A 25,004-nucleotide genomic window follows, 5' to 3' on the forward strand; every position below is an offset into this window, starting at 1 on the left:
GGGTATCCAATGTGCCGTTTTGTAGCTTATATAGGGAATCATCCCATTCTCATTAAAGATTTAATAGAAACACCTTCCAATTCTTTGATTAAACAAAGCCGGGAAGCAAAACATGGGCTACATGGGCTTAATGCGGATGGCTTTGGACTTGCTTGGTACAACAAAGAAATCGAACCATCTCCTGGAATTTTTAAATCCGTACAACCTGCTTGGAACGATAAAAACCTCCATCATCTTTCTAATAAGATTATGTCTAATTGTTTTTTAGGACACGTAAGAGCTTCGACTGTAGGCGATGTGGTAGTCAATAACTGCCATCCTTTTTCTTACAAAGAGTACTCGTTTGTCCATAATGGAACGATCCGCTTTTTTGAAAAGGTGCACAGAAAGTTAATCAACGAATTAAATGATGGTTTTTTTAATCTCCTTAAATCTCAGACCGATTCAGAGGTATTGTTTTTTCTCATTATGCAATTTATGCAAAAACATGAAGGCTCCACCTTGGAAACAGCGGTCATCCATGTTTTCAATCATGTTCTTGAGCTTCAAAAAAATAATGACGATGACCATTTTTCAAGACTCAACATTGTGATCACGAATGGAAGCGAAATGATTGCAACGCGATTTGTTTCGAAAAATCATGATCCCTTATCCCTCTATTATACAACCCATGGGCTTCTCGAAAGAAGATCTATTCTCGTTGCTTCCGAGCCTCTAGATGATTTAGAACACGACTGGATCGAAATCCCAACCAATCACTATCTCATCATTTCACCCAACCTCTCACATGAGATCAAAACGTTCTAAAAACAAATTTTTGAAGTTGTTTGAGAATAAATTCTTAAGTCTCTAACATACTCCTCAATCTACACTGGATGGAGGACATCAAATGAAAAGAAATCTTAGCGCACTACTCATTGGGTTATTCTTTGCGAGCAGCTCCCTTTTTGGCAACAATTGGGATTTACCTATTCCTCAAAATTTATTTTTCGAAAAAATCAATGAATGCTTTTCTTCGCTGCCTCCAACCCCTTATTTAAAAGAAGGAACCGGCGAAGCCATGATCAACGGAGTCATTGATCCTGTTTTAGACGATGACAAATTCAGTTTGGTTTTTTTAGAAGCCGAATTTCGCAACCAACTTGTTCCTACGAAAGGAATGGTCGCGGTTTCTTTTGACAAGGCGAGTCAGACCTGCCATGCCAGACTCCTTTGTTTAACAGATAGCGACCTTTTTTCACCTATCTTGCTCTTTGACGTTATAAATGGTCCTGAGCTTTCATTTCTTTGCCCAGAAGCAGTTGAAATGGTCATGAAAGAAGAAGGGCTTCTTTTCATTCATACAGAGGATGAAATGAGTGGAGATGAAACTCGAGTGCAGATTTGGACCTTTTATAACTCATCTGTAAGCTACGAGATCCAAGTGATTCTCCATGCAGATGGACAAGGGGGGACCTACTTTACCCTTAAAAAGCATTAAGTGTTGGAATTCAGGTTACCGTTTATGTTCACCTTTCCTTTGCAATAAAAGCACCAGTAAAAAAGCCTTTATCTTTGGCTATTTTTTTAATACTTATGAGGGATGATTGCGTTGGAGAATGCTTCAGTGAAGGAAGAAAAAATCTTTTTATTGAAGTTTGTTGGCAGCTCTTCTGCTGTAGCAGAATCCAAAAGGAGATGCAAGATGTCAACAACTCCTACGCGCATTTCTTCGAGAGAAATCTCTTCAAATGTCATGAGAAAAAGGATAGCAACACGAGCGGCTTGCGCAAGGTCATTCCATTCGTAACCCGACTGCCAGAGATTGGTGATTCCCTTGGTAAATTCTTGGAGACGCTTCGGTGTTGGTTTTCCTTCTCGCAAGGGGCGGACTGATTCGAGTTTTTTTGCCTCGAGTGCAAGAATGCCAGAGCGTGCTTCGAGAGCAAGGTCAATGAAGGGAATGAGCAGAGATTCGAAAAGGGGGGCAAAGGTCTCTTCCGGGAGGAAGGGGCCATCTGTTTGAGCAATGACGTAGTTCAGGAGCGTCAGGATTGCTTCCCTTTTTTCCAAGAGGGACATTTCTGTGCAATTCTGCAAATAATCGAGCCCAATTTGAATCATGATGGCGTAATCTTTCCAGCCAAATCCAGCTTGGTAGGTTGTATGCAAGACATGAGCAAGATAAAATAGGTCTTCTCGTGTGGCTTTTTTGTCAGGAGGTGTGGGGAGGGAAAAAGGGGCTTCTACCACTTCAATGCCATCAATGACAATCGACCCTTTTAAGCTTTCAGCTTCTTCAATGTAAGGAATAAGAGGTTCTCCGTCTATTGTCTCTGGTGGCAACTCGTGTACCATTTGTTTTCCTGAAGCGTTTTATGAATTCAAAGAGCACTAATTTAGAGGTTTTGAGATTAAATGTTAACTCAAAATTTCGTCGAGTTCTGACTGGTACTTTGGATGCCGTTGGAGGTGATTGTGTTTCCCTTCTTCGATGGGAATGAGGTAGGCATCGAGTTTGTTTTTTAAGAGTTTGAGTAGACGGGTGCTTGAATCATAGGGAACAAGCTCGTCTTGAGTTCCATGAAAAATATGAATGGGGGAGCGCACTTTAACAATCCATTTGTCTGTGCGGAGATGATATTTCAAAATAAGGGGAACGAGGAAACGGGGAAGGTAGGGCATTTGGCGAGGGGTTAAGTCGAGGATGCTAAAATATGGTGATTCGAGTACGAGCATTTTGGGATTTTTATGTGAGGCGACAAAGGTGGCGATCCCGGTTCCAAGAGAGCGTCCGTACACGACAATTTGGCTTTCGGGATAAATATCTTGAAGATACTCATAACACTTTGAAGCATCACTACAGAGGGCTTTTTCAGTGAGTTTTCCAGTGCTTTTTCCAAAACCACGGTAGTCCATAATGAAAAAGTCATAACCACGTCTTGTGAATTCTCGGGAAAATTTTCCCCATCGGTCATTTAGATTCCCCCCTCTTCCATGAAAATAGAGAACAACTCCTTTAGGGCGGAATGTTTTAAAGTAGAGGGCGTTGATACGTGCCCCTTTTTCTGTTTCAATGAAGAGTTCTTCAAAGGGTTCATCGTAGGAAAAAACGTGGTCTTGAGGAAGCGTTGCTTTTTGAAAAAGGAGGTTTTCTTGGACAAAGTAGACGTAAGCTGTTCCTGCAACGATGATCACTCCAAGTGAAAGAATAGAAAATAGCAACAGCTGCTTGATGAAACGCTGCCTAGGAGTGTCACTAGGTCTGGCGAAGAAAAGAAGTTTTTTCCAATAGCGTTTCATTGTTCTTTATTCCGAATAAGGTCGAGGATGTTCCAGCGTGTCCTTTTTAGCACAGGGGGGTGGCCAAGCATCCAGTATTCATACATTTGTTTATCAAATCCCTGATCGTGTGCCAGGTTAATCCAGGAATTTAGGTAAAAGATAAAGGCAAACGCGTTAAATTTCACGGGGAAAGCGAGATATGTGTCCCCAATGGCGTTTCCGTAATCTATGACGATGTATTCGGGATTCCGTTTACAGTACTCTTGAGCAAGTGCTAGCTCCCAATACATGGCGTCGATGATTCCTTCATCGAGGGCGTGAGAAATATGCCAGCTGTCGATGATTTCAACATTTTTGGCAAAGGGAAAGTACTGCTCAGAAATGAGCTCAAAGTAGCCGAGATTTCCAATGATGAGATTGGGGTTATCTTGAAGGGATTTTAAATTGATGAATTCGTTTTTTCTCTGACGGAGTACGATGAAGACGTTTCGTTGCTGAAAGTAGAATTGAGGAAAATTCATTCCTCGCCGACCTGCAGCTGATAGGAGGACAGGAGAGGCGGCAATGTCAATGATATTGTTTTCTAGCATTTCACCAAGATGGCTGTAGTAAAAAGGAATGAAAACAGGCGTGACGTTGAGATCATGTGCTAGTTGATATGCAAAGGCGATATCATACCCGACGAGCTCTCCGTTTTTGTTAAAATAGCTAAACGGGGGAAGGTGGGGATGATACCCGATGAAGAGTTGATTTGTCGTGAAAATGCGGGTCATAGGGTCATCAATCGTAGTTCGGTATTTAATATCTGGAAGTTTCTCTCCATATTTATAGACTTTTGCAGGGCGGAAGTTAGGGAGAACTGCGGCCATTTTGAGCGAATCCCCAATCGATTCAGGTTTTTGATAGCGGAAGATGATTCTTTGGCTAACTAAAATACTAAAGATCAAAATAAACACGATGGGGAAAAAGTGCTTAAAAAAATGGGCGATTTTGAAAGTAAGACGGTTGTAGTAGCCTAAGAGTAAGATGATTGCAAACGTTGTCATGCTAGCAACACTGAGGAGGACCTGGAAGTTTTGGGTGATGATGGATGTTTTGTCAAAAAGTATTAAAGCGGTATCAGGAAAGCCCAATTTTTCAATTAAAAAACTCACTGAGTTAACAGCAAGCTCCGGCCCTCCAAACGACATGGGAATTGTGAGAAGGCTGACAAGAGCCTGATCGAGCCAATCCATTCGCAAGCCGTAGTAATAAGAGAGAAACATGATGAAAAAGAGGATCAGAAGGTTCCCAACTTGAGTAAAAGTATAAGTGAGAGGAACAATCATTTGTGAGGTGTTATGGAGTTCTTTGTCTTTGATTTCATATTTATTAGAGAGCCTTTTGATGCATTGATTTAAGAAGGGAATGGCAATACTGGGAGAACCGATGACGAATGCGAGAAGGCAGGTGGAACGAAATTCACTGATGATTTCTCGATACTTCAGTGGAGTGCAAGCTTTCAAAAGAGCTGGAAGAGCCCAAAATGTGAAAATACAAACGAGAATGATGAGTGGAAAGATATAGAAACCAAAATGGATCACATCTTTAAAATAGAGGTTTCCCGTGACATTGGCAAAAATTGCAGCAACCCCAAAAGGAGAAATAGCAGTAATTCCTTTGAGGACTTTTTCGATGGTGTTGTTGATCCGCTCCAAGAAGGAAATGAGAGGTTCTTTGTGGGTAAGATGCATGAGGGCAACCCCCATGATGATTGCAAAAATAGCGATGGCAGGAATGATGTTATTTGCGAGGTCATAAATCGGGTTTTTAGGAACGAGATAACTCAAAAAGCTTTCTTCAAACTTCGAATGGGTTTTGGAAGCGTCGAAAATGATTTCCATTTTTGGAAAGATATTATTGAGAAGAAAGATCGCGAGGAAAATGAGCGCCCACATGAAAAAAAGGAAGACCCATCCTTTTCGAAAAAGCTGACGGGCGACAGCTGGTGATGTCGAGCCAAGTCCATGGATAATCGAAGAGGGAATGTAAAGGAGGATCACCATTTGGATGAACATGATGAAGGCTGTTCCAATAGGTTCAAAGATAGAACAGATGGGACCCAAGACAATGCCAAGGATCGTTCCTACGCAGATGGCAATGACAATTTGAAGAGGAAGGCTGATCCTGGGCATGAAATAGTCTCAGTTTAGAGGACGATATAACCGATTTGTTTCATCACCCCAAGTTCATTCCAGACCTCATTGATGTGGGAGATTTTTCCTCCTTCAATGGTGAAAATGGCAAACACCTTGATCACAACAGGTTTTTTCGTCGCTTCAACACCAAGAAAAGATCCTGTTTGGAGCCCTGTTATTTGGACACGGGCCATCACTTTATTTCCTTCTGCCATCATTTCAATGACCTTGATATCGATGTCACTAAAAGCATTGTAGAGTGAAGAAAGGCGGACTTTCATGTTTTTGCTAAAGGCATCGTATCTGCTATAGGTAGAGTCGAAAATGACTGTTGAGTCTTGAACTGCATAATTATTTTTCAGCAATTCATCCAAAGCCCCAGGGTTATTCTTCTGGAAGGCATTGTAAAAATCCCTAACGATCTCTTTATTGTATGTTAGAGGGTTAGTCTCACCTCGCGGTGTGACGATTTGAGAGATTAGTGCCTCCTCAGCAAAAGCAAAGAGGGGCAAGAGCAATAAGAGTAATAAGAACCTTCTCATGGGACGGCGACCTCATCCTAATTCCTGTTTTTTTCCTTTTCTCATATATTTTTTTTAAACTCAAATATGGAGAGGTGGTAAGTAAAAGAAAAAAGGAGAGAAGTTCTAGATAGTGTCGTCAAATTATTTTAATATGGTACTTTTGTAGGAAAAAACATCCAACAAGAGGAAGAAAATGGAAACACATCGACGTCATGACATATCAGATGCACTCTGGGAACAGCTTGTACAAAAACTCCCTGGGAGAAGAGGATCTGTAGGCGCACCAGCGAAAGATAATCGTACGTTCATTAATGCTGTATTTTGGATATTGCGTACAGGGGCACCCTGGAGAGATCTACCTCCGGACTATGGTAACTGGAAAAATACACATCGAAGATTCTGCCGGTGGAGGAATCAAGGGGTTTGGGAAAAATTGCTAGAAAGTCTGATAGACGACCCCGACTATGAATGGCTCATAATAGATGCGAGTCATATTAAGGTTCACCCACACGCTGCAGGAGCAAGAGGAGGCAATCAGGAGATGAGTCGGACAAAAGGGGGCTCAACACAAAATTGCATTTGGCCGTGGATGCGCATGGTATGCCAGTCAGAATTGTTATTACAGAAGGTGCCAAACATGATAGCACACAGGCTAGCTTCTTGATTGAAGGTATTTCTGCAGAACATCTTCTCGCAGATAAAGCATACGAGAGCGATGCAATCCTTTTACAACTTAATCATCAGGGTATAAACCCTGTGATTCCACCAAAATCGAACCGACGAGAGCCTTGGCCCTTCGACAAAGATCTCTATAAACTTCGACACTTGGTGGAAAACACACTCCTACACCTAAAACGTTGGAGGGGAATTGCTACAAGATATGCAAAAAATGCAGCCTCATTTATGGCTGCAGTGCAAATTAGATGTATTGCTCTTTGGGGAGGTTTATTTTGACGACACTATCTAGTACAATTTAACAAAAGTTTCTAACGCTACTTGGCCGATCTTTCGAGCATCTTTTCATCTTTCAAAATCTCCCCTTGTCTCATGGACAATGTAGTCGATTTTTGAAGAGAAAAATTCAACGAAAATCTGGATCAAATTAGCTATGGAATTTTTTGTTATGGAGCACTAGACTAGGATGTTTGTTAAAATAGGAGTTTTATTATGGCAAAAGACATCATTATGGTTATGGAAACCACGCAAGGAACAATCGAAATCAAACTTATGCCAGAGGTTGCTCCCAAAACTTGTGAAAACTTCATGAAGCTATCTGAAAAGAAATACTATGATGGGATCATTTTTCATCGCATCATTAAGGAGTTTATGATTCAAGGAGGCGATCCGACGGGAACTGGAACCGGTGGGGAATCGATTTGGGGAAAAGACTTCAAAGATGAATTTTCAAAGAGTGTGAATTTTGATGAGCCTTATTTGCTTGCCATGGCCAATCGTGGACCAGACACGAACGGAAGTCAATTTTTCATCACAACAGTTGAAACCCCATGGCTCAATCAAAAACACACCATTTTCGGAAAAGTTATCAAAGGTGAAGATGTTGTGAAAAAACTCGAAGGAGTTGAAACCACAATGCAAGACAAGCCTGTTACTCCACAAAAAATCGTCAAACTCTTTATCAAGAAATCTTAATGAAAATCGGGCTGATCGGCTTTGGAAAAATGGGAGGTGCGACCCAAATAGCTGCCATCGAAAGAGGGCACGAAGTGGGTGCGATCGTCTCCTCAAAAGGAGATGACTTCTCAAGTCTTGAAGATGTCGATATTTGTATCGATTTCACCGCTCCCGACGCAGTTCTGGAGAATTTACGCAAAATTGCTCCATTAAAAAAAAATATTGTCATTGGAACAACGGGGTGGGATTCTCAATATGATGAAGTTTGTAAAATGGCTGAAGAAGCTTCCCTTGGGCTTCTTTATGCTCCTAACTTTTCCTTTGGGGTCTATCTCTTTAGAAAGCTTGTTTTTTATGCCCAAGAGCTGACAAAACCCTTTGATTTTGATGTAGCTGGGATTGAAATGCACCACAATCAAAAAAAAGATGCACCCTCAGGAACTGCTCGCTCTTTAAAAGGGGTTCCCTTTACAAGTCTACGCATAGGGGATATTATCGGAACACACCAGGTTCTTTTTAATTCTGGAGATGATACCATAGAGCTTACACATCGAGCCTCAACGCGGATGGGATTTGCTCGGGGAGCAGTCCAAGCTGCTGAGTGGTTACAGGGAAAGAAAGGTGTGTTTAGTTTTGATGACTTTATGAAGGACATGTTATGCGACTCGAAGGAGTTATTACCTCGCTCATCACCCCATTTAAAAATCAAACCCTCGATGTCGAAGGGTTAAAGGAAAACATCAATTTTCAGTTGGAAAATGGTGTTTCAGGGATTCTTGTTGGAGGAACAACAGGTGAGGCTCCAACATTAGATATGGATGAGTACGAAATGCTCATTCGAACTGCAGCTGGAATGATTCAAAGAAAAGTCCCTCTTCTTGTAAGTATTGGGGAGAGTGCGACCAAAAGATCGCTGATCAAGATGGAAATGGCAACCGCTCTTGGAGCAGATGCTCTTCTCGTTGCAACACCTGCTTACAATAAGCCTTCTCAAGAGGGTCTCTATCAACACTTTAAAGCTATTGCTGGAAGCTCTAAGATTCCTCTCATCCTTTATAATAATCCAAGTCGTACAGGCGTTTCCATAGAACTTGCAACACTTCTTCGGCTTGTACAGATCAACAACATTATTGGAATTAAAGAGTCTTCAGGAAGCATTCAAATTGCTCAAGAGATGCTTTACTATATTCCAACGGACTTTATTTTCCTCTCTGGAGAAGATAACTTAACCCTTCCTCTCATAGCTTTGGGAGCGCGGGGAGTTGTTTCAGTTCTTTCCAACCTCAAGCCTCAAGAAATGGTGTCATTTGTCGAGACTGCGCTCAAAGGAGATTTTGCAAGGGCTCGAGAGCAGCAGCATGTACTCTATCCCTTTTTTCAAGCTTGTTTTTGCGAAACCAATCCTGTTCCGATCAAAACTATGATGGCCCTTTTGGGCAAAGCTGCTGGCCATTGCCGCCTCCCATTAGCTCCTCTAAAAAATGAAAACATTGAAAGGTTACAAACGCTATTAAAGCTTAGCCAAACAAAAACACATCATGGGTAAGATTTCAGTTGGAATTCTGGGTGCTACAGGTGCAGTTGGTCAAACCTTTGTAAAGTTGCTTGAAAACCATCCCATTTTTGAGATTGTGTCTCTCACAGCTTCACCTAAATGGAAAGGAAGCTCTTATGAAGAAGCACTAAAAGGGCGTCAAAGAGAAAGTTTTTCCAAAAAGACTCTGGCAACAACCATGAAGTCTGCAGCTCCACTTCCCATTATTTTCTCAGCATTAAGTAGTGAAGATGGAGAAGCTCTAGAGCTTGATCTTGCGAGACGAGGTTCTGCTGTCTTTTCACATGCATCGATTCATCGCAACAGGAGTGACATTCCGATGATCATTCCGGAAATCAATGGTGAGCACCTTGCTCTCATTCCCACGCAACAGAAAAATCGAGGATGGGAAAAAGGGTTCATTGTGGTGAAGCCAAATTGCACTTTGCAGAGTTTTCTACTTCCTCTCTTCCCTTTGCATCAAAAATTCCAGCTTAAGGAAGCCGTGATCACAACGTTGCAGTCGACGAGCGGGGCAGGAGGGGGCTTTGAACTCGAAGGGAATATTCTTCCCTACATTGCAGGGGAAGAAGAAAAAACAGAGCAAGAGCCACTTAAAATTTTAGGAAAATTAGAAAATGAAGCGATTCTACCAGTTCAAGGTGTAACCTTTTCTTCTCATTGTAACCGCGTTCCAGTTTGCTCAGGACATTTAGCTTGCGTTTCAGCTAAGTTTGAAAAACCTGTCGATGTGGAAACTGCTTGTCAAGTGTTACATAGCTTTCCCTCTTTGTCTCTTCCTTCTGCTCCTCAAAAACCTTTGCACTATATGGAAGATCACAATCGGCCCCAACCCCTTCTCGACAAAGACCTAGAAGGAGGAATGAGCGTTGCCATAGGTCGGCTTCGTATTTGCGCTGTATTCGATCTCCGTTTCACAGCGCTGTCCCATAATTTAGTTCGGGGCGCTGCTGGGGGCAGTATCTTATGTGCCGAACTAGCACATCAAAAAGGATATCTTCATGGTTAAAAGACGTCCGGCTTTTCAAAAGCTTTCTGAAAGTTATCTATTTCCTGAAATTCACCGTCGGAAAAATCTCTTTTTAGAGAAAAACCCAACTGCAAACCTCATTAGCTTAGGAATAGGAGACACGGTTAAACCTCTTCCCCCTTATATTGCTGGGAAAATGGAACGTGCTGCAGCCTCACTGGCTACTTCTGAAGGGTATCATGGGTACGGGAAGGAGCAAGGACTGGATGCCCTTCGCATCAAGATTTGTGATCGTTTTTATCCAGACCATATTGATCCGAGTGAAGTGTTTATCTCTGATGGAGCAAAATGCGACATTGGACGCCTTCAAATGCTTTTTGGAGGGCAGGTAAAAGTGGCTGTGCAAGATCCAGCATATCCGGTTTATCTAGAAGGAAGCATCTTACAAGGGGTTGATATGGTGACCTTCATGCCTTGTCTACCTGAGAATAACTTTTTCCCCGACCTGTCAGCGCTTTCACCTCATGACTTAATTTATGTCTGTCACCCGAATAACCCGACAGGTTGCGCCTATACCCATGAGCAATTAACCCAGCTAGTCGATTATGCTCTTGAGCATCGCGCGATCATTTTATTTGATGTAGCCTATGTCTCTTTTATCACTGACCCTTCCCTGCCAAAAAGTATCTACGAGATTCCTCAAGCAGAAAAAGTTGCCATTGAAGTTGGCTCTTTTTCTAAAATGGCTGGTTTTTCTGGAGTACGTTTAGGGTGGACAGTTGTTCCAAAAGCATTAGAATTTGATGAGGGGTATCCAGTTTGGAAAGATTGGATGCGTCTCAATACCACGATTTACAATGGAACGTCATTTGTCGTTCAACAAGCTGGACTGGCTACGCTCGACGAGGAAGGGTGGAGAGAAATTCAAGCGATCTTAGACATCTATCGAGCGAATGCACAAAAGCTCTTAACTGCGTTTCAGCAGCTAGGCTATACTGTGTATGGAGGAGAGAATGCGCCTTATCTTTGGGTTGACTTTCCAGGGCGTGATTCTTGGGATGTTTTTCAAGAGTTTTTGGAGAAAAAAAATCTCATCGTGACACCTGGAAATGGATTCGGTCCTTCAGGAGAGCGTTTCATTCGACTTAGTGCTTTTGCTCATGAAGAGCAAATCGATGCTGCAATTAATGTTCTACAAAGTGGTGGGGTAAGCTAAGCGATTTAAGATGGAATTCTGGGTCGTCTTTCCTGAGAATCGCAATATCGATAGGTAAGAGAACAATTTCAGCTGTGATCGCGACCGTTGCTTCGAAAAGATGGCCAGAAAAAGTTTGCCCTTTAGAGTCACTCAAGCAAACATGTGTGTGTGCAAACGGTTTTCCCTCGTACAAAGAAATATTTCCCATTGCCATAATCAGTTCATAGTCTCCTTGAAGAGGGATAGAGTGGTAGGCATTTTTTTGGACGTCAAAAGCGCCCATATCGACGTCCATGAGAGCTCCGATTCCTTGATAAAAGCCACTGGCAAAACGTTTTTGCTCGAAGAATTTAAGCATCGTCTGGTGAAACTTTTCTCCTCGGTCAAATTTGAGGACAAATCCCCTAGAAAAATCTGCATAATGCATAGCTTTTGCCCTTAAGTTGGGGTTAAAACCTGAGTTCTGAGTCTATTTTCACCCATTCTCATGGATTTTTCTCTATCTTCTCAGGCTTCTTGAATCGAAAAGGAGCATTTGGCCCTTTCTTTCGCAAGAAATGCTGAAATTTTAAGAGACGCTTTCTCTCCAGAGAATAAGCAAAATAAACCCAGAACTCAGCTTAAAAAGAAGAACCTGGTATTTTTAAAAAAGCTTCTTCTTCCGGAGTCGATTCTCGATCTAAGATGGTATTTCGGTGAGGAAAGCGACCAAACTCCTTAATCACATCTAAGTGCATCTTTGCATATTTATGAAATTCTTGAAAGGAGGGTTTGATACTTTTGTGAACTTCCTCTGCAAGGTTTGCGTAGAGCTTCACCGATGTTTCCTGAATCGAGAGATCTTCACTATGCTGCAAGGGCATATAGAAAAAACACCGCTCAATAGGGTAGAGATTTTGATCGATTCCCTCTTCTAGTCCCTCTAAAGCGAGCTTTAATGCAAGGGGATCTTGAGCAAAGGCAGTAGGCTTGTTGCGGTAAATGTGTCTTGGAAATTGATCCAAAACTAGGATGAGGCAGAGGTAACCACGAGGAGTATTTTTCCAAAAATCAAATTGACCTGCGATCGCATCATTCAAAATTGTAAGGTATGCCTCGCGAATGTACTCATCCGTTCTTTCGTTTTTCATGAACCAAAATGTCACTTTTTCGTGGGGCATATCTTCGGGACCTTTGAGGACACCAAACCAAAAACGATGAATGTTTTCGACTGTGTTAGTCATAATTTTCCTTATGAGTTGGGGAAGAGCGATGTGATTTGATCTCTGATCGCTTTTTTTTCTCTTTGAGCATTTTTTCTTTTGCTCTTCTCGAGCGCTTTTTTTTCTGTCTTTTGATTTTTTCGATAAGTTGCTTTTTTGCGGTTTTTTCTTGGTGGATTTTTGAAGCAATCTGTTCACAGAGTTCTCTACGTGCTAGAAACCGATTCATTTCTCGCGATCGGTCTTGCTGACATTTAACCTCGATGTGAGTTGGAATGTGTTTGAGGTAGACACAAGAAGCGGTTTTATTCACTTTCTGTCCTCCTTTTCCAGAGCCAAGAATGAATTTTTCGAGCAGATCATCTTCTCGAATTCCAAGTTCTTCCATTCTTTCATGGAGGGCATCAAGCTTTTCTTTTCGTATAGGCATTGTTAAACCAAAAAAAAAGGAGCGAATATTTCATTCGCTCCTTAAAGAAACAAAAAGAAGAAAATTAAGCAAGAGAAGCTTCTTCTTCTGTATCTTCGTTCATAGCAAGAGAAGTCTCTTCTTCTGGCTCTTCGTTCATAGCGAGAGAAGTCTCTTCTTCTGGCTCTTCGTTCATAGCAAGAGAAGTTTCTTCTTCTGGCTCTTCATTCATAGCGAGAGAAGTCTCTTCTTCTGGCTCTTCGTTCATAGCGAGAGAAGTTTCTTCTTCTGGCTCTTCGTTCATAGCGAGAGAAGTTTCTTCTTCTGGCTCTTCATTCATAGCAAGAGAAGCTTCTTCTTCAGTCTCTTCATTCATAGCAAGCGCTTGTTCGTTTTCTTCAGTCTCGCTAAAGAGAACTTTGAAACCATTGAAACTTACAGAAGTCTCTGAAGCTTCAGTTTCAACTTCAACAGTAGTTGATGGCTCATCAGCTTCGACTTCTTCATGAGCGAAAGCTTGATATCCAACTAGTGAAAATGCTGCTAGAGCTAGTACTGTTGCCTTTTTCATAGAACCTTTCCCTGTTAAAAAAATTGAAAGTGTTTAAAATTTCACCAAATATTAGCCACTTATAGTGTTTTTTTCAAGCAAAAACAATTCTTTCTAGAAACCATATGTCTCTAAGTTACATGCGTTAAATTATTATTTTTAAATTGAATAGAAGCTGTTCAGGTAATTTTTATACACTTTATAGTAGTATCCTCAATCTCAACCAATTTCAGAGAAAATTATGAGACCATATTTAACATTTTTTAGGGCTAAGGCTGTCATTTTTAAAATTGAAAGTTTTATTAAAAGAATGCGATTTTTCTCAGCCTTTAAACCCAATGAACTGAGTTTTTGAAGAACTCCCTTGAAGTCCGGGTCGGATTTGAAGCTTGCTGCCCCGATCTTTTCCTAAACGAGTGGCTTCTAGATCAATTGAGCATTTTGAAAAAGAAGAGGAAAGGTGGGGATAAGCTTTAGCGGCGTCAAGGGCTAATTGATTTTCGAGAGAGATGATAGCGGTTTCTTCATGATACGCAGACTGCATTTTCTTTTCGTAACCATGAGCAATTCCTCGAAAAAATGAATTTTTGGCTCTTAATCCTATTAAGTTAGAATTTTTCCATAGTGATTCCAACTCCCTCTCTAAAAAGTGACCGACATAAGTCGCGATCTCGATATTGACAGGTGATCCAAAAATCTCTAAATAGACACACTGTTTTCCATGATTAAAAACAGGATAGACGAAAAAGTGTTTCAAAATCGAAGCAATAGTTTGTAACTTGGACGAAGCTCTTTTTTGTTTGATCAGGCGGTGAATTTCCATCTCTTCTGAATCTTGAGCTAAATGCGTTTGATGGTATTTCAAAAGGAGCTCGCGGGCTTTACAAAGCGCCAGCTCAGCTTCGTGAACGTGATGACTTTGGCTTAAAGAAAAAAGCTTCTGAATTTTTTCAGCAATGCGCAAACTTTTTTGCCGTTTATCAGAAGAAACTGTTGCCCTAGCAACTTCTGCCTTCCATCCATAAAGGGTGCAAATTTCGTGAAATTCAGTTCCATGAGGAGAAACCGATATGCCATGAGTGATAAAGGTCAAATAGTGAGCGAGTTCGTGGCGCAAGAGATCTTTTAGGCTTTCTTCAGGTTCAAACATAAAACACTTGTTCACACCGATTTCGTACATTTCAGGATCGAAATATCCCATCTTGTTAGGATGATCAAAAACGACGAAGTGAAGAGGATAACCCATATTTCCCACCCAAAATCGGCGTTGACCACATTTCAAAGCCATTTCTTTTTGGATAATAGAGATTGCTTCCTTTTTCACTTTTTTGAGAAAAAGAAGGAGTGTTTCGGAGTAGAGGAGATTCATCTTTCCTTAAACTTTCAAATAGGTAGAATAATACTGAGGAATATTTGATATGGCAAAGAAAATCCGCGTAGGCGTTCTTTTTGGTGGACAATCGACCGAGCACGAAATTTCACTTCAATCTGCTCGCAGCGTCATCCAAAATATGGATCCTGAAAAATACGATGTTGTTCCGATTGGGATCGATAAACATGGAAGTTGGTTTTTTCTCACGCTTGAGCAGTTTTTCATTCCTTTCAAAACGGAAAAACTTCCTAGTTTTCAAGGGAAGGAGGGGAACCTCATTCCTGAAGGTATTCAGGCGAAAGACATGTTCTTCTCTCCCTGCGTTCTAAGAGAGTCTCTTGACGTCATTTTTCCTGCTCTTCATGGGCTATACGGCGAAGATGGAACGGTTCAAGGCCTCGTGAAGTTGGCAAACTTACCTTGCGTTGGGTCGGATGTGTTAGGTTCAGCACTTTGCATGGATAAGGCGATTGCTAAAAAACTCATGCGCGATGCCAAGCTTCCCATTCCTGCCTTTCTGTGTCTCAAATTGCATGACCCTATCAATATTCCTTCGATCATACAAGAATTAGGGCTACCACTCTTTGTCAAACCTGCAAATAGTGGCTCATCTGTTGGAATCAATAAAGTTCATACAGCAGAAGGAATTTTAGGTGCGATTGAAGAAGCCTTTCAATATGATGAAAAAGTCATTCTCGAAGAGTTTATTCAGGGGCGGGAAATTGAATGCTCTGTTTTGGGAAATCTAGATCCCATTGTTTCCCTTCCTGGGGAGATCATTCCTCAGCATGAATTTTACTCCTATGAAGCAAAATATTTGGATGAAAACGGTGCCCATTTCAAACTTCCAGCTGAACTGGAGATAGAGACTGTTCAAAATATTCAAAAACTAGCAGTGCAAGCCTTTCATCTTCTCGAATGCGAAGATATGGCGCGAGTTGACTTTTTCCTTAGAAAAGACGGGAGAATCTTTTTGAATGAGCTCAATACTATCCCAGGGTTTACCACAATCAGTCTTTATCCCAAACTATGGGAAATCAGTGGCATTCCATATCCTGAGCTAATCGATCGACTCATAACACTTGCGCTTAAGCGACATAAGCGAAAAGCAGCTTTAAGAACAGATGTGAATATCGTTTCCTGTGCTTCCAATTAATACCTTATTAGAATAGAATTATCTGAATTGAATTTTAAATAGGTTAAAGGTGGAAACAACAAAATCTTTTGAGATTTCTTCTCCTGAAGATTTAGACATTTGCCCTGTTTTTTCTTTTTATCAGCGCAATGAAGGAGTCAAGGAGCACCTTGCTAGGACCAAGCGGACTCTCTTACAATTACTGCCAAAGCCCATGCCTTTTAAGGATCAAAAAGGGCTAGAGGAGTGGCTTAAAAAATCGTTGCCTATTTTTACTTATTCCGAGTGTGAATCTGCTCCATCCCTTGTCACTGTGAGATTTTTTTCAAAGCCATTGTGCTCTTTACCGACTGAGACTTTTCTTCAAGAAATGATCAAAAGGTGGCTTATTCCCCATTCAGAGACGACAATTTTATCATTTCATCACATGCAGTTCTACTTTGAGCACTATTTAAAAGAGCCGTTCTTTGTGGGGGAAGCTCAGATTGTCGTTAAATCTGCTAAAGAACAGAACCTGATTAAAATGAATCTACCATTGCTCCAAAAAGAAATCCTCAGCGCAGTTTCTTCCGGAAGCTATGCGAAGTCTATTTTAGAGACCAAAGCCCTACCTATCGATCGGAAAGCTTTTCTGGTGAGAGAAAGCTTACTTCGCCTCATACACCGTTTTCCTGAAGAATTTGACGACCAGATTCTCCATCGTTTTGCGTTTGCTCAAGCTTACACCTCTGATGAATTCAAAGATCAACGTTCATTTCCTCATCTGACCCGGATGATCACTTCGATGTATTTAATTCGAAACAAGTTGGAAAGGGAGCTCCGGACTTTGCCTGAAAAACGGCATATGATTATTCGATTTATTCAGACAAAGCTCAGTTTTGCTTTTGGGAAAAAACCAGTTTTAGGGATGGTGATTGGTCTAAATTTCTTTCACCAATTTGAATTTTTTGAGGAAAAGCATATTCTCCTCTCTGTTCAGAAGTTTTTTCCTCACATGCGCCTCGTTTCTGGCTCTTTCCACCGTTTTCAGCCTGCGCAGAGCCCGATCGTGACGATCTATGTGGAACTCGAAAAAGAAGATGGCTCTCGCTTTTTTCCTCGGGAAGTTAGCACTCTTCGAGAACACTTAACAAATGAACTGAGTAAACGGATTGAGCATCTTGTTCCTTCTCTCTTTATGGTTCGCAACGAAGAAGAGATCATGCGAAATATCCTCCTTTTGAGTCAGGAGTTGAAAAGAAAAGAAGATCTTCCCCAAATGATGATTTCCTTTGACCAGCATTCACAAGAAGATCTCATTTTCACAGTTGTTTTACTGAGAGTTAAAGACCAGAATTCACGTACATTAGAAGAGCTCTTAGACGATGTCGATCCCAGGATTCGATTTATCCCCGACCGTGTGCAAAATGTCCGGTATCTCGATAAAGATCATCCGATTGAAGCCAATGTATTTCGTCTTCAGATTGCAAAACTACCGATTTTTCTTCGCATGGACTTTTCTGTGAATCTTTATCTAGCTCGTCAAGAAGTTGTCACGTTTTTAAGTCGGCAACTTGGTGATCTACGCGATTACAATGGGGGAATGATCCTTAAACAAGGTGAGCTTTTGGCCCAATTCAAACGGCTTTTTCAAGATCTCTCAGCACGAAATCAAGAACTGCTAGAAAACTTCTTCTATTCTTTGAACCCAATCGAATCTCAGGCAACAATCCCTCTCAATTGTTTGAGTTTTTTCTTTGATCTCTTTCTAGGGCTTGCGGATAAAGAGTTTCCGAAAAAAGTCGACTACGACCTAGACATCGAGCAAACAGATGGGGGAAAGTTTGCTGTTATGCGTGCAAGCGAACCTGACTATCGGACGATTGTCTTTGAAGAGCTCAAAGCAGCCGGGATTTATGACCGCTCAATTGTTTCGAGTGTTTTATCTTTTGAAGGGTCGCATTATCTTGGCTATTACTTCTCGACTCCAACAGAAGAAAAAGCTCAGCAATTTGATGTTGCAATTCAAGCAGGGCTAGAGAAATGGGCAGTGAATCGTCAAAAACTCAAGATTCTCCGTTTGGCAACAAGTTATGATGTTTGTCTTGATCCTCGGATTGGAGGAGATCTTGAGTCGAGCGTATTTATCAAACTTTTATTTGAAGGATTGATGAGACGAGGTCTTGATGGAGCTCCGGAATGTGCAATCGCAGAAAGTTACACTTTATCCGATGACAAACTGCGTTATACTTTCAAACTTCGAGAAACTTTCTGGTCTGATGGGTCTCCTCTTGTTGCTTACGATTTCGAGTATGCTTGGAAAAAGATCCTTTCTCCGAGTTTTTCGACTCCATTTACTTCTCTTTTCCGACCGATCCGAAATGCAAAAGATGCAAAAGATGGCTTAGTTTCGTTAAATGAAGTCGGTGTAAAAGCTGTAGACGATCGCACCCTTGTTGTTGATCTTGAGTATCAAGCACCCTATTTTATCGAATTGACGGCTCATACCCTTTATTCTCCAATCAACCACCATATCGAAAAGATGCATCCCAATTGGTCGACTCAAAAAGATCATCATTTTATTTGTAACGGCCCCTTTAAGCTTAAAGCTAATCGCCCTATGTATAACTACGAACTTGAGAGAAATCCCCATTATTGGAGAAATGAAGAAATCTTCTTTGATCAAGTTCTGATCAATAAAACAAAAGATCGGGCCATTCTCGATATGTTCAAGAAACAAGAGGTTGAATATGTTGGCGTTCCTTTTAATCCGCTAGACCGTTACTGGGATGATTTGAAAAATCAAGAAATTTATTCTCAAGATTCAGGGGTCTTATTTTGGCTTTGCTTAAACACCGAACAATTTCCCTTTACTAATGTCAATCTGAGACGAGCTCTTGCATCGGCCCTCAATCGGAATGAAATCTTCAAATCCTATTTTGTCTCAAACGATCCATCATATACAATTTTACCACGTCATATTACCCAACATCTTGAGTCGGACTCCACGATTAAAGAAGATGCAAATCAAGCTAGAGCTTACTTTAAGCAAGCTTTGGAAGAACTCAACATCAAAAAAGAAGATATTCCTGTCATCACCCTCATTTACAGTCATGAAAGTCAAGTCCGAAACCAAATAGTAGAGTCGATTAAAGAGCAGTGGGAAGATGTTTTAGGGATCAAATCTCGAGCGGAGAGCTACGAATGGCGTAACTTTTTCTCCCAAATAACGACTGGTCGCTATCAAGTTGGGATGCTCAAGTGGCACTCTTGGTTTAAAGACCCCATTTACACACTGAATGCCTTCAAATACCGAGAAGAGGGGATTAATTTTTCTCGCTGGGAAAATAGAGAATTTCAAAAGTTATTAAGACTTTCTGATCAGGAAAAAGACACTAAGCTCCGGCTTCAATACTTAGCCGAGGCAGAAGCCATTTTACTGCAAGAATCGCCTGTGATTCCGTTGAGTTATGATAAGAGTTGCTATGCGAAGAATCCACGTTTGGAGATTCATTCCAAAACGTTTTCCCAAGATGGACACTACGATTTTACTCAAACCTCTTTCAATTTGACCCAAAATTAAGAAAGATTTGCAAATAATTAATACCTTCTTTATGATCCCTTTTGTTTCTTATTGATAGAGAAGAAAAATGCGGACTTTAAGCCGGAGGTTTGAAATGTTGACTTTTTCTCGAACAAGATTAAGGTTTAAAACTCCATTTGTAAGCAAGAAGCAGCAGCTAATTGTTGCGATAAAGAACCATGCTTCATGGAGAGGAAATGTTTCCCTATGCGAAGCAGCAGCCCTCTTAAAAGGGAATGATCCCTATACTTTTATTGTTTCAGAAGGAATGGACGAGTGCCATTTTTTCCTTTCCTATGTAAGTTCAGATCGCACAATTAAACATAAAAACGTACGCGTTTTAATTGACCGTGGAGACTGGGTTGTAAAAAATGGACAAGGATTATCCTTTCCAACATTAGACTTACTCGTTCCTAGTTGTCTTCAGTGCTCTGCATCTGTTTGCAAGCCCTTAGTTTAATTTACTAGGTAAAAGTTAATTTTTTTCTTAAGCTATCCATTTTGGATAGCTTTTTTTTACATTAGAAAACCAGAATTCTGAGTGAATGAAACTCAGAGTTCAGGTTAGTGCTCCATAACAAAAAATTCTATAGCTACGTTAACCATCTTTTCAGTGCCCTTTGCTTCCTCAAAATTTCGCCTTGTCTCAATTGACAAAAGTTTGTACTGTTAAGCTTCGATTGGATGGTGAAGGCTGAGAAGATTTTTCTTCCAGACTCCTTTCCGGAAGCGAAAAAAGTAGATAATCCCAAAGAGGATGGTGTTGACCGAGTCGATCGTGAAAAAGTATTCAGGAGAGACACCGAAACGACCGATAATCAAGTAGACAGGGACACAGATTGTGACCCAGTTCATGGTGATGATACAAGCATAAAAGAAGGTATCTCTGGAAGCTGTGATGAAGCTTGCCCCAATGAAGTTAATTCCGTTGGCGAGACAGGCAATCCAAGCAAAAATACAAGTTTTTTTGAGCAGTTCGAGTGTCTCATAGGGGAGGGAATCAGAAATGAATAGGGAAATCACCTGTTCTCTCATCACAATCAAGGGAACGCTGAGAAGCAGCATCGAGAGGGCTAAGACTTGAAATGCAGAGCGTATCAGTCTTGAGATTGCTTGTTCTTCTTTTGCGCCGAAAATATGGGAGGCGACGGTGGTAAGCGCTTGACAAACACCTTCATTGATGAAGGTGAAGATCATAAAAAGAGAAGTTCCGAGGGTCAAAACCAGGAGGTGGATGCCTCCTTTCATGACAAGGAGGTGTGCGGCGAAGGACCAAGCAGAAATTGCCATGCCTCGGCCGATAGAGCGAGGAATTCCAACTTTAAGCATTTCTTTGAGAAGCGAGAGATTGAGTTTTCGTTGGTGTGTGTTGTAAGTAGGAATGTATTCTGGGCGAGCAAATTTTGAAAAAAGAATGAGACATAGAGTCGCTTCCGAAATAATTGTGGCCAGGGCTGCTCCAAAGGTTCCCATCGGGGGGATGATGGAGCCGACTCCATAGATCAAAAGGTAGTCGAGAGCGATATTCATGAACTGAATGGAGATATTCGCGTAAAAAATGATCCGGGTTTTACCGCGGCCAATGAAGAAGGCGCTTAGTGCAGCATTTAGAGGAAAGAGAAAGTTGAAGAGGGCCATTGGTCGAAAATAGGCAAGCGCGGGGGCCTCGATTTCTGTTCCTCTAAAGTACATTTCGGCAAAAAAGCTGGAGGGATAGGTGATGAGCATTGATAGAAATGCAAACCAAATCATTTGCCAGACGATGGGGCCGACATTTGAAGGGCGTTTAGCTCCAATATGTTGTGCAATAAAGCTTTGAGCAATCATGGCAATGACAGAAAGCATCATCTGGTAGAGAAAGGCGATGTAGCCACTCGTAGAGGCAGCATTCCAAGCATCTAAAGAATAGTGAGAAAGGAAGAGTCGGTCACAAAATCCTAGAAGACTTGCAGATAAGCAGGAAAAGACTAGGGGGGTAGAAAGAGCAAGAAGTTCCCTAAAGCTTCCTAGGGGATAGGAGGATAATGGACTAATTTGAGGTTCGACATTCTCTGAAGTCGTCATTTGAGCTTCACGTAAAATTCAAAATCTTTTAACATCGCTAAGCTAGATGATTTTTGAAACTTAACAGTATTGTTAATTTTCCGCGAGAAATATTTCGTTTGGAGACGAAGATGAAGCGAATCCTACCCCTCCTGCTCATAATAGCCTGTCTAGGGATTATCGGATGTGGAAGAAAAAAAGAACCTTTACTTGAAGCGTCACGCGGACTTGAAATTGGTTTTAAAGAAAATGTTACATCATTGGATCCCCGTTTAGGGCTAACGCGCCCTTCTAATATTGTCATTCGAATGCTCTTTGAAGGGCTCATGCGAATGAACGAACAAGGACAGCTCGTTCCTGGACTTGCTGAAAGATATGAAGTTTCTGAAGACCGACTCACATACACCTTTTATATCCGTTCGTGTCATTGGTCGAATGGTGATCCTGTCACAGCTCATGATTTTGAATTTGCATGGAAACGGTCTATTGAACCTAGCTCAGCCCAGTCGGGATGTTCTGTCTTTTATCCTATAAAAAACGTCTCACGTTGCGTTGAGGGAAAAGCCAAGATTGAAGAAGTGGGCATCAAAGCTCTCACAGATCGTATCCTTGTTGTTGAGTTGGAGCATCCTGCTCCCTATTTTTTAGAACTGACGACGACAACTTTCTTTTCACCCGTCCCAAGAAGAGTTGTTCAGGAGAATAAAGACTGGGCAAATGGAATCGATGGCAATTTTGTTTCTAGTGGTCCTTTCCGACTAAGATCATGGAAAAGGGGGAGTCAGATGAAATTAGATCGAAATCCATTTTATTGGAACACTGACAACGTTCATATTTCTGACATCAGTATCAAAATTTTACCTTATGAATACGATTATCTCCAGCTTTATGAACAACATAAATTAGATTGGGTGGGCCAACCTCTCACTACCATTTCATCAGAAGTGATCGAAAAGCTTCAACATGTTGAGCACCAAACTTCCGTTGGACTTTTAGCATATTTTTGTAATGTGGACTCTTATCCATTAAATAACAAACACCTTCGCAAAGCATTGGCATATGGAATCAATCGTAAAACGATTGCCGACTATATTTTTTATGCAGGAGGTACTCCTGCTCAATCGCTTTTAAATCCTTTGCTCCGAGAGGGAGATAAAGAGGTTTACTTTCAAGATAATGATGCAGCAAAGGCGGCATTATATTTGCGAATAGCGCTGAATGAACTAGGTATGGATCTAGGAGATTTGCCTGAAATTGTTCTTAGCTATCCAAATACCCAGCTTCAGTCACGTGTTGCTCACGAAATTCAAAAACAATGGAAGCAAAATCTTGGAATTGTGGTCAAACTCGATCCGATGGATAAACCCCGATTTTTTGATATGGTCTTAAAAGGTGAACATCAAATTGCTAGTACGATGTGGAAGGGAATTCTTTTAAATCCGATTCATTTATTAGAAACCATGGGATCCACTTTAGGAACAAATGTGTTGACCTACTGGGAGGACCCTGAGTTTGCTAAACTTATCGAACAAATTAGATGTGAGACGAATCCTCAAAAAGCTCAAAAGCTCATTGGGACAGCTGAGGCCTATCTTATAGAAGAAATGCCTATCATTCCGATTTGTTTCGGCTCAGTTTGCTTTTCGAAAAATGAGCATCTCAAAAATGTTTATGTCTCACCGCTTTTTAACGTCGATTTTTCGCAGGCATATTTTCTCGAAGAAGAGCAAATGAGGAGGGTTCGATGAAGAAAAGCTTAGGAGCATTGCTGATTGCTGCACTTTTTTTTGTTGCTGGGTGCGGAAAAAGAGGATCATCTTCTACCACAGATAAGCGATTTGTCAATGTCGCAATTGCGAGTTGCGTTCGTTCGCTCGACCCAAGAATTGGTAATGAGTATCCTTCTGCTTTTGTGATTCGCATGCTTTACGAAGGGCTTATGCGCATGGGTGAAAATGGCCAGCTGTTTCCTGGAATGGCTGAATCTTATGAAATTTCTGAAGATCAAATCCACTACACTTTCCACCTACGCAATGCAAACTGGTCAAATGGAGATAAAGTCACAGCTTACGATTTTGAGTATGCATGGAAAAAAGCTGTGAATCCAACATTTGCTAAAACAGGAGCATTCACTTTTTATGCGATAAAAAATGTTGAAGCCTGTCTTCAAGGGAAAATAGACGTCGGACTAGTTGGAGTTAAAGCTCTTGATGAGAAAACTCTTGTCGTTGAGTTAGAACATCCTGCCCCCTATTTTCTCGCATTAACATCTTGCCCAACTTTTATGCCCATCAATAAGCGGATTGATCTTGAAAAAAGTGACTGGGCGAATAAAGCTGGCGATTATTTTACTTGCAACGGCCCCTTTATTATGGATGAGTGGAAAAAAGGTGATTCCCTCACGCTCAAAAGAAACCAGCGCTATTGGAATGTGGGTGATGTTGCTCTACCTGGAATAAAAATTCTCGTTGTTGAAGATGCGATGACTCAATTTTATCTCTTTGAAAAGGGGAAAATTGACTGGTTTGGCGACCCACTTCTTGGGACGATACCAGTAGATATTCTCAAAGACAACTCGGTCCGAGAGAGGATTCAAAGTCGCGAAGCTTTTGGGCTTTTCTGGTTCTTTGTCAATACAGAGGTTTATCCCTTAAGCAACAAAAATTTACGAAAAGCTCTTGCTTATGCCATCAATCGCCATGAAATTGCAGAACATGTTTTGCAAATGGGTGAAAGACCTGCCATGGGAATCCTTGCGGAAGGTTTTAATATCCAAGCCGATCCTTATTTTGATGATGGGAATTCAGTCAAAGCACGCGAGTATTTCAATCAAGCACTTAAAGAACTTGGAATCAAAAAAGAAGAGTTTCCCAAGATAACGATTAGCATTTCAACAAGAGTTGCTTCTTCTCGTCTTAATCAAGCGATTCAGCAACAATGGCACGATGCTCTTGGAATTGATGTGGAACTCGACTCAAAAGAGTGGCCTGTCCATTTTACAAAGCTCTCTAAAGGAGATTTTCAAGTTGGAGAAGTGCAATGGGTTTCGTGGCTTTATGATCCTATTTATCTCCTTGAAACGTTCCGGATCAAATCGATTGCTACAAACATGAGTAGCTGGGAACATCCTGAGTACCGCCACTTGCTAGACCTTGCCGATAATGAAGTGGATGTAGGTCAGCGCAAAGAGCTCCTTCGTCGCGCTGAAACTTTCCTCATGGAAGAAATGCCGGTGATTCCGATTTGTTTTAGCCGCGTGTGCTATATGAAAAACCCGAAACTTCACGGTGTTTATATCTCGCCCCTGAAAGAGCTCGACTTCCGCTGGGCCTACTTCGAAGAATAGCAGGTATCTCCAAGTTACGCTCATTCGTTTTTCCTTTGCTTCGATAATTCACAAAGGTTTGCCAG

23 protein-coding genes are annotated in these 25,004 nt (G+C 41.2%); 13 read left to right on the top strand and 10 right to left on the bottom strand.

What is annotated here, in order from left to right; translation table 11 throughout:
• Positions 1–9: 9 nt before the first annotated feature.
• The gene (locus SNE_RS05495; RefSeq protein ID WP_013943371.1) at positions 10–807 is read left to right on the top strand and encodes a class II glutamine amidotransferase; all 798 of its coding nucleotides are present in this window, start codon (positions 10–12) and stop codon (positions 805–807) included.
• 82 nt (positions 808–889) lie between these two features.
• Positions 890–1,480: a hypothetical protein gene (locus SNE_RS05500; protein ID WP_013943372.1), complete on the top strand. Its 591-nt coding sequence runs from the start codon at positions 890–892 to the stop codon at positions 1,478–1,480.
• Positions 1,481–1,566: 86 nt separating this feature from the next.
• On the opposite strand, the gene SNE_RS05505 is transcribed toward SNE_RS05500, so the two are convergent.
• The 4 genes from SNE_RS05505 to SNE_RS12260 all read right to left on the bottom strand — a co-directional run bounded on the left by SNE_RS05505 (position 1,567) and on the right by SNE_RS12260 (position 5,983).
• Positions 1,567–2,337, bottom strand: coding sequence for a hypothetical protein (locus SNE_RS05505; protein WP_013943373.1), 771 nt, complete (start codon positions 2,335–2,337; stop codon positions 1,567–1,569).
• Between the two features lie 63 nt (positions 2,338–2,400).
• A complete protein-coding gene (locus tag SNE_RS05510) occupies positions 2,401–3,282 on the bottom strand; it encodes an alpha/beta hydrolase (RefSeq protein ID WP_013943374.1) in 882 nt (293 codons plus the stop codon).
• Positions 3,279–5,438 (bottom strand): cation:dicarboxylate symporter family transporter, encoded by a 2,160-nt coding sequence (locus SNE_RS05515; protein WP_013943375.1) that lies wholly within the window; start codon positions 5,436–5,438, stop codon positions 3,279–3,281. The genes SNE_RS05510 and SNE_RS05515 overlap by 4 nt, the downstream gene beginning before the upstream one ends.
• Before the next feature lie 14 nt (positions 5,439–5,452).
• Positions 5,453–5,983 carry an ester cyclase gene (locus SNE_RS12260; protein WP_013943376.1) on the bottom strand — a complete coding sequence of 177 codons (531 nt, stop codon included), beginning with the start codon at positions 5,981–5,983 and terminating at the stop codon, positions 5,453–5,455.
• Positions 5,984–6,158: 175 nt separating this feature from the next.
• On the opposite strand from SNE_RS12260, the gene SNE_RS12735 reads away from it, so the two are divergent.
• The 6 genes from SNE_RS12735 to SNE_RS05555 all read left to right on the top strand — a co-directional run bounded on the left by SNE_RS12735 (position 6,159) and on the right by SNE_RS05555 (position 11,338).
• Positions 6,159–6,919 (top strand): IS5 family transposase gene (locus SNE_RS12735; protein ID WP_408020735.1). Its coding sequence is split into 2 segments (ribosomal slippage): positions 6,159–6,498 and positions 6,498–6,919, totalling 762 coding nucleotides; the frame shifts between segments, so codons are not numbered across the junction.
• Between the two features lie 213 nt (positions 6,920–7,132).
• Positions 7,133–7,615, top strand: a complete 483-nt coding sequence (locus SNE_RS05535; protein WP_013943377.1) for a peptidylprolyl isomerase — start codon at positions 7,133–7,135, stop codon at positions 7,613–7,615.
• Complete coding sequence (locus SNE_RS05540) at positions 7,615–8,328, top strand: 4-hydroxy-tetrahydrodipicolinate reductase (protein ID WP_013943378.1); 714 nt, start codon at positions 7,615–7,617, stop codon at positions 8,326–8,328. The genes SNE_RS05535 and SNE_RS05540 overlap by 1 nt, the downstream gene beginning before the upstream one ends.
• Positions 8,256–9,143: a 4-hydroxy-tetrahydrodipicolinate synthase gene (gene dapA, locus SNE_RS05545; RefSeq protein WP_013943379.1), complete on the top strand. Its 888-nt coding sequence runs from the start codon at positions 8,256–8,258 to the stop codon at positions 9,141–9,143. Before SNE_RS05540 ends, dapA begins: the two co-directional genes overlap by 73 nt.
• Positions 9,136–10,161 carry an aspartate-semialdehyde dehydrogenase gene (gene asd, locus SNE_RS05550; protein WP_013943380.1) on the top strand — a complete coding sequence of 342 codons (1,026 nt, stop codon included), beginning with the start codon at positions 9,136–9,138 and terminating at the stop codon, positions 10,159–10,161. Before dapA ends, asd begins: the two co-directional genes overlap by 8 nt.
• Positions 10,154–11,338, top strand: a complete 1,185-nt coding sequence (locus SNE_RS05555) for an LL-diaminopimelate aminotransferase (RefSeq protein WP_013943381.1) — start codon at positions 10,154–10,156, stop codon at positions 11,336–11,338. The genes asd and SNE_RS05555 overlap by 8 nt, the downstream gene beginning before the upstream one ends.
• Here the strand turns inward: SNE_RS05555 and SNE_RS05560 are convergent.
• The 5 genes from SNE_RS05560 to SNE_RS05580 form a co-directional block, all read right to left on the bottom strand.
• Positions 11,307–11,747: a PPC domain-containing DNA-binding protein gene (locus SNE_RS05560; RefSeq protein WP_013943382.1), complete on the bottom strand. Its 441-nt coding sequence runs from the start codon at positions 11,745–11,747 to the stop codon at positions 11,307–11,309. The genes SNE_RS05555 and SNE_RS05560 overlap by 32 nt on opposite strands.
• Positions 11,748–11,940: 193 nt before the next feature.
• Complete coding sequence (locus SNE_RS05565) at positions 11,941–12,543, bottom strand: DUF924 family protein (RefSeq protein ID WP_013943383.1); 603 nt, start codon at positions 12,541–12,543, stop codon at positions 11,941–11,943.
• A complete protein-coding gene (locus SNE_RS05570; protein ID WP_013943384.1) occupies positions 12,536–12,952 on the bottom strand; it encodes a peptide chain release factor family protein in 417 nt (138 codons plus the stop codon). Before SNE_RS05570 ends, SNE_RS05565 begins: the two co-directional genes overlap by 8 nt.
• A 64-nt stretch (positions 12,953–13,016) precedes the next feature.
• On the bottom strand, positions 13,017–13,502 hold the full coding sequence (locus tag SNE_RS05575) for a prolipoprotein diacylglyceryl transferase (RefSeq protein WP_013943386.1): 486 nt from the start codon (positions 13,500–13,502) through the stop codon (positions 13,017–13,019).
• Between the two features lie 301 nt (positions 13,503–13,803).
• A complete protein-coding gene (locus SNE_RS05580; RefSeq protein ID WP_013943387.1) occupies positions 13,804–14,850 on the bottom strand; it encodes a DUF2786 domain-containing protein in 1,047 nt (348 codons plus the stop codon).
• Between the two features lie 49 nt (positions 14,851–14,899).
• Here SNE_RS05580 and SNE_RS05585 point away from each other — a divergent pair, with 49 nt between their 5' ends.
• From SNE_RS05585 to SNE_RS05595, 3 genes are all read left to right on the top strand, one after another.
• Positions 14,900–16,009, top strand: coding sequence for a D-alanine--D-alanine ligase family protein (locus SNE_RS05585; protein WP_013943388.1), 1,110 nt, complete (start codon positions 14,900–14,902; stop codon positions 16,007–16,009).
• A 49-nt stretch (positions 16,010–16,058) separates the two neighbouring features.
• Positions 16,059–19,550, top strand: a complete 3,492-nt coding sequence (locus SNE_RS05590) for a peptide ABC transporter substrate-binding protein (RefSeq protein ID WP_013943389.1) — start codon at positions 16,059–16,061, stop codon at positions 19,548–19,550.
• Between the two features lie 94 nt (positions 19,551–19,644).
• The gene (locus SNE_RS05595; protein ID WP_013943390.1) at positions 19,645–20,010 is read left to right on the top strand and encodes an SH2 domain-containing protein; all 366 of its coding nucleotides are present in this window, start codon (positions 19,645–19,647) and stop codon (positions 20,008–20,010) included.
• A gap of 209 nt (positions 20,011–20,219) precedes the next feature.
• Here SNE_RS05595 and SNE_RS05600 read toward each other — a convergent pair whose 3' ends face one another.
• The gene (locus SNE_RS05600; protein ID WP_013943391.1) at positions 20,220–21,614 is read right to left on the bottom strand and encodes an MATE family efflux transporter; all 1,395 of its coding nucleotides are present in this window, start codon (positions 21,612–21,614) and stop codon (positions 20,220–20,222) included.
• Positions 21,615–21,724: 110 nt separating this feature from the next.
• On the opposite strand from SNE_RS05600, the gene SNE_RS05605 reads away from it, so the two are divergent.
• The gene (locus tag SNE_RS05605) at positions 21,725–23,341 is read left to right on the top strand and encodes a peptide ABC transporter substrate-binding protein (protein ID WP_013943392.1); all 1,617 of its coding nucleotides are present in this window, start codon (positions 21,725–21,727) and stop codon (positions 23,339–23,341) included.
• Positions 23,338–24,939, top strand: a complete 1,602-nt coding sequence (locus tag SNE_RS05610; RefSeq protein WP_013943393.1) for a peptide ABC transporter substrate-binding protein — start codon at positions 23,338–23,340, stop codon at positions 24,937–24,939. The genes SNE_RS05605 and SNE_RS05610 overlap by 4 nt, the downstream gene beginning before the upstream one ends.
• The last annotated feature ends 65 nt before the right edge of the window (positions 24,940–25,004 follow it).

Source organism: Simkania negevensis Z (assembly GCF_000237205.1).
GTDB classification, from domain to species: domain Bacteria; phylum Chlamydiota; class Chlamydiia; order Chlamydiales; family Simkaniaceae; genus Simkania; species Simkania negevensis.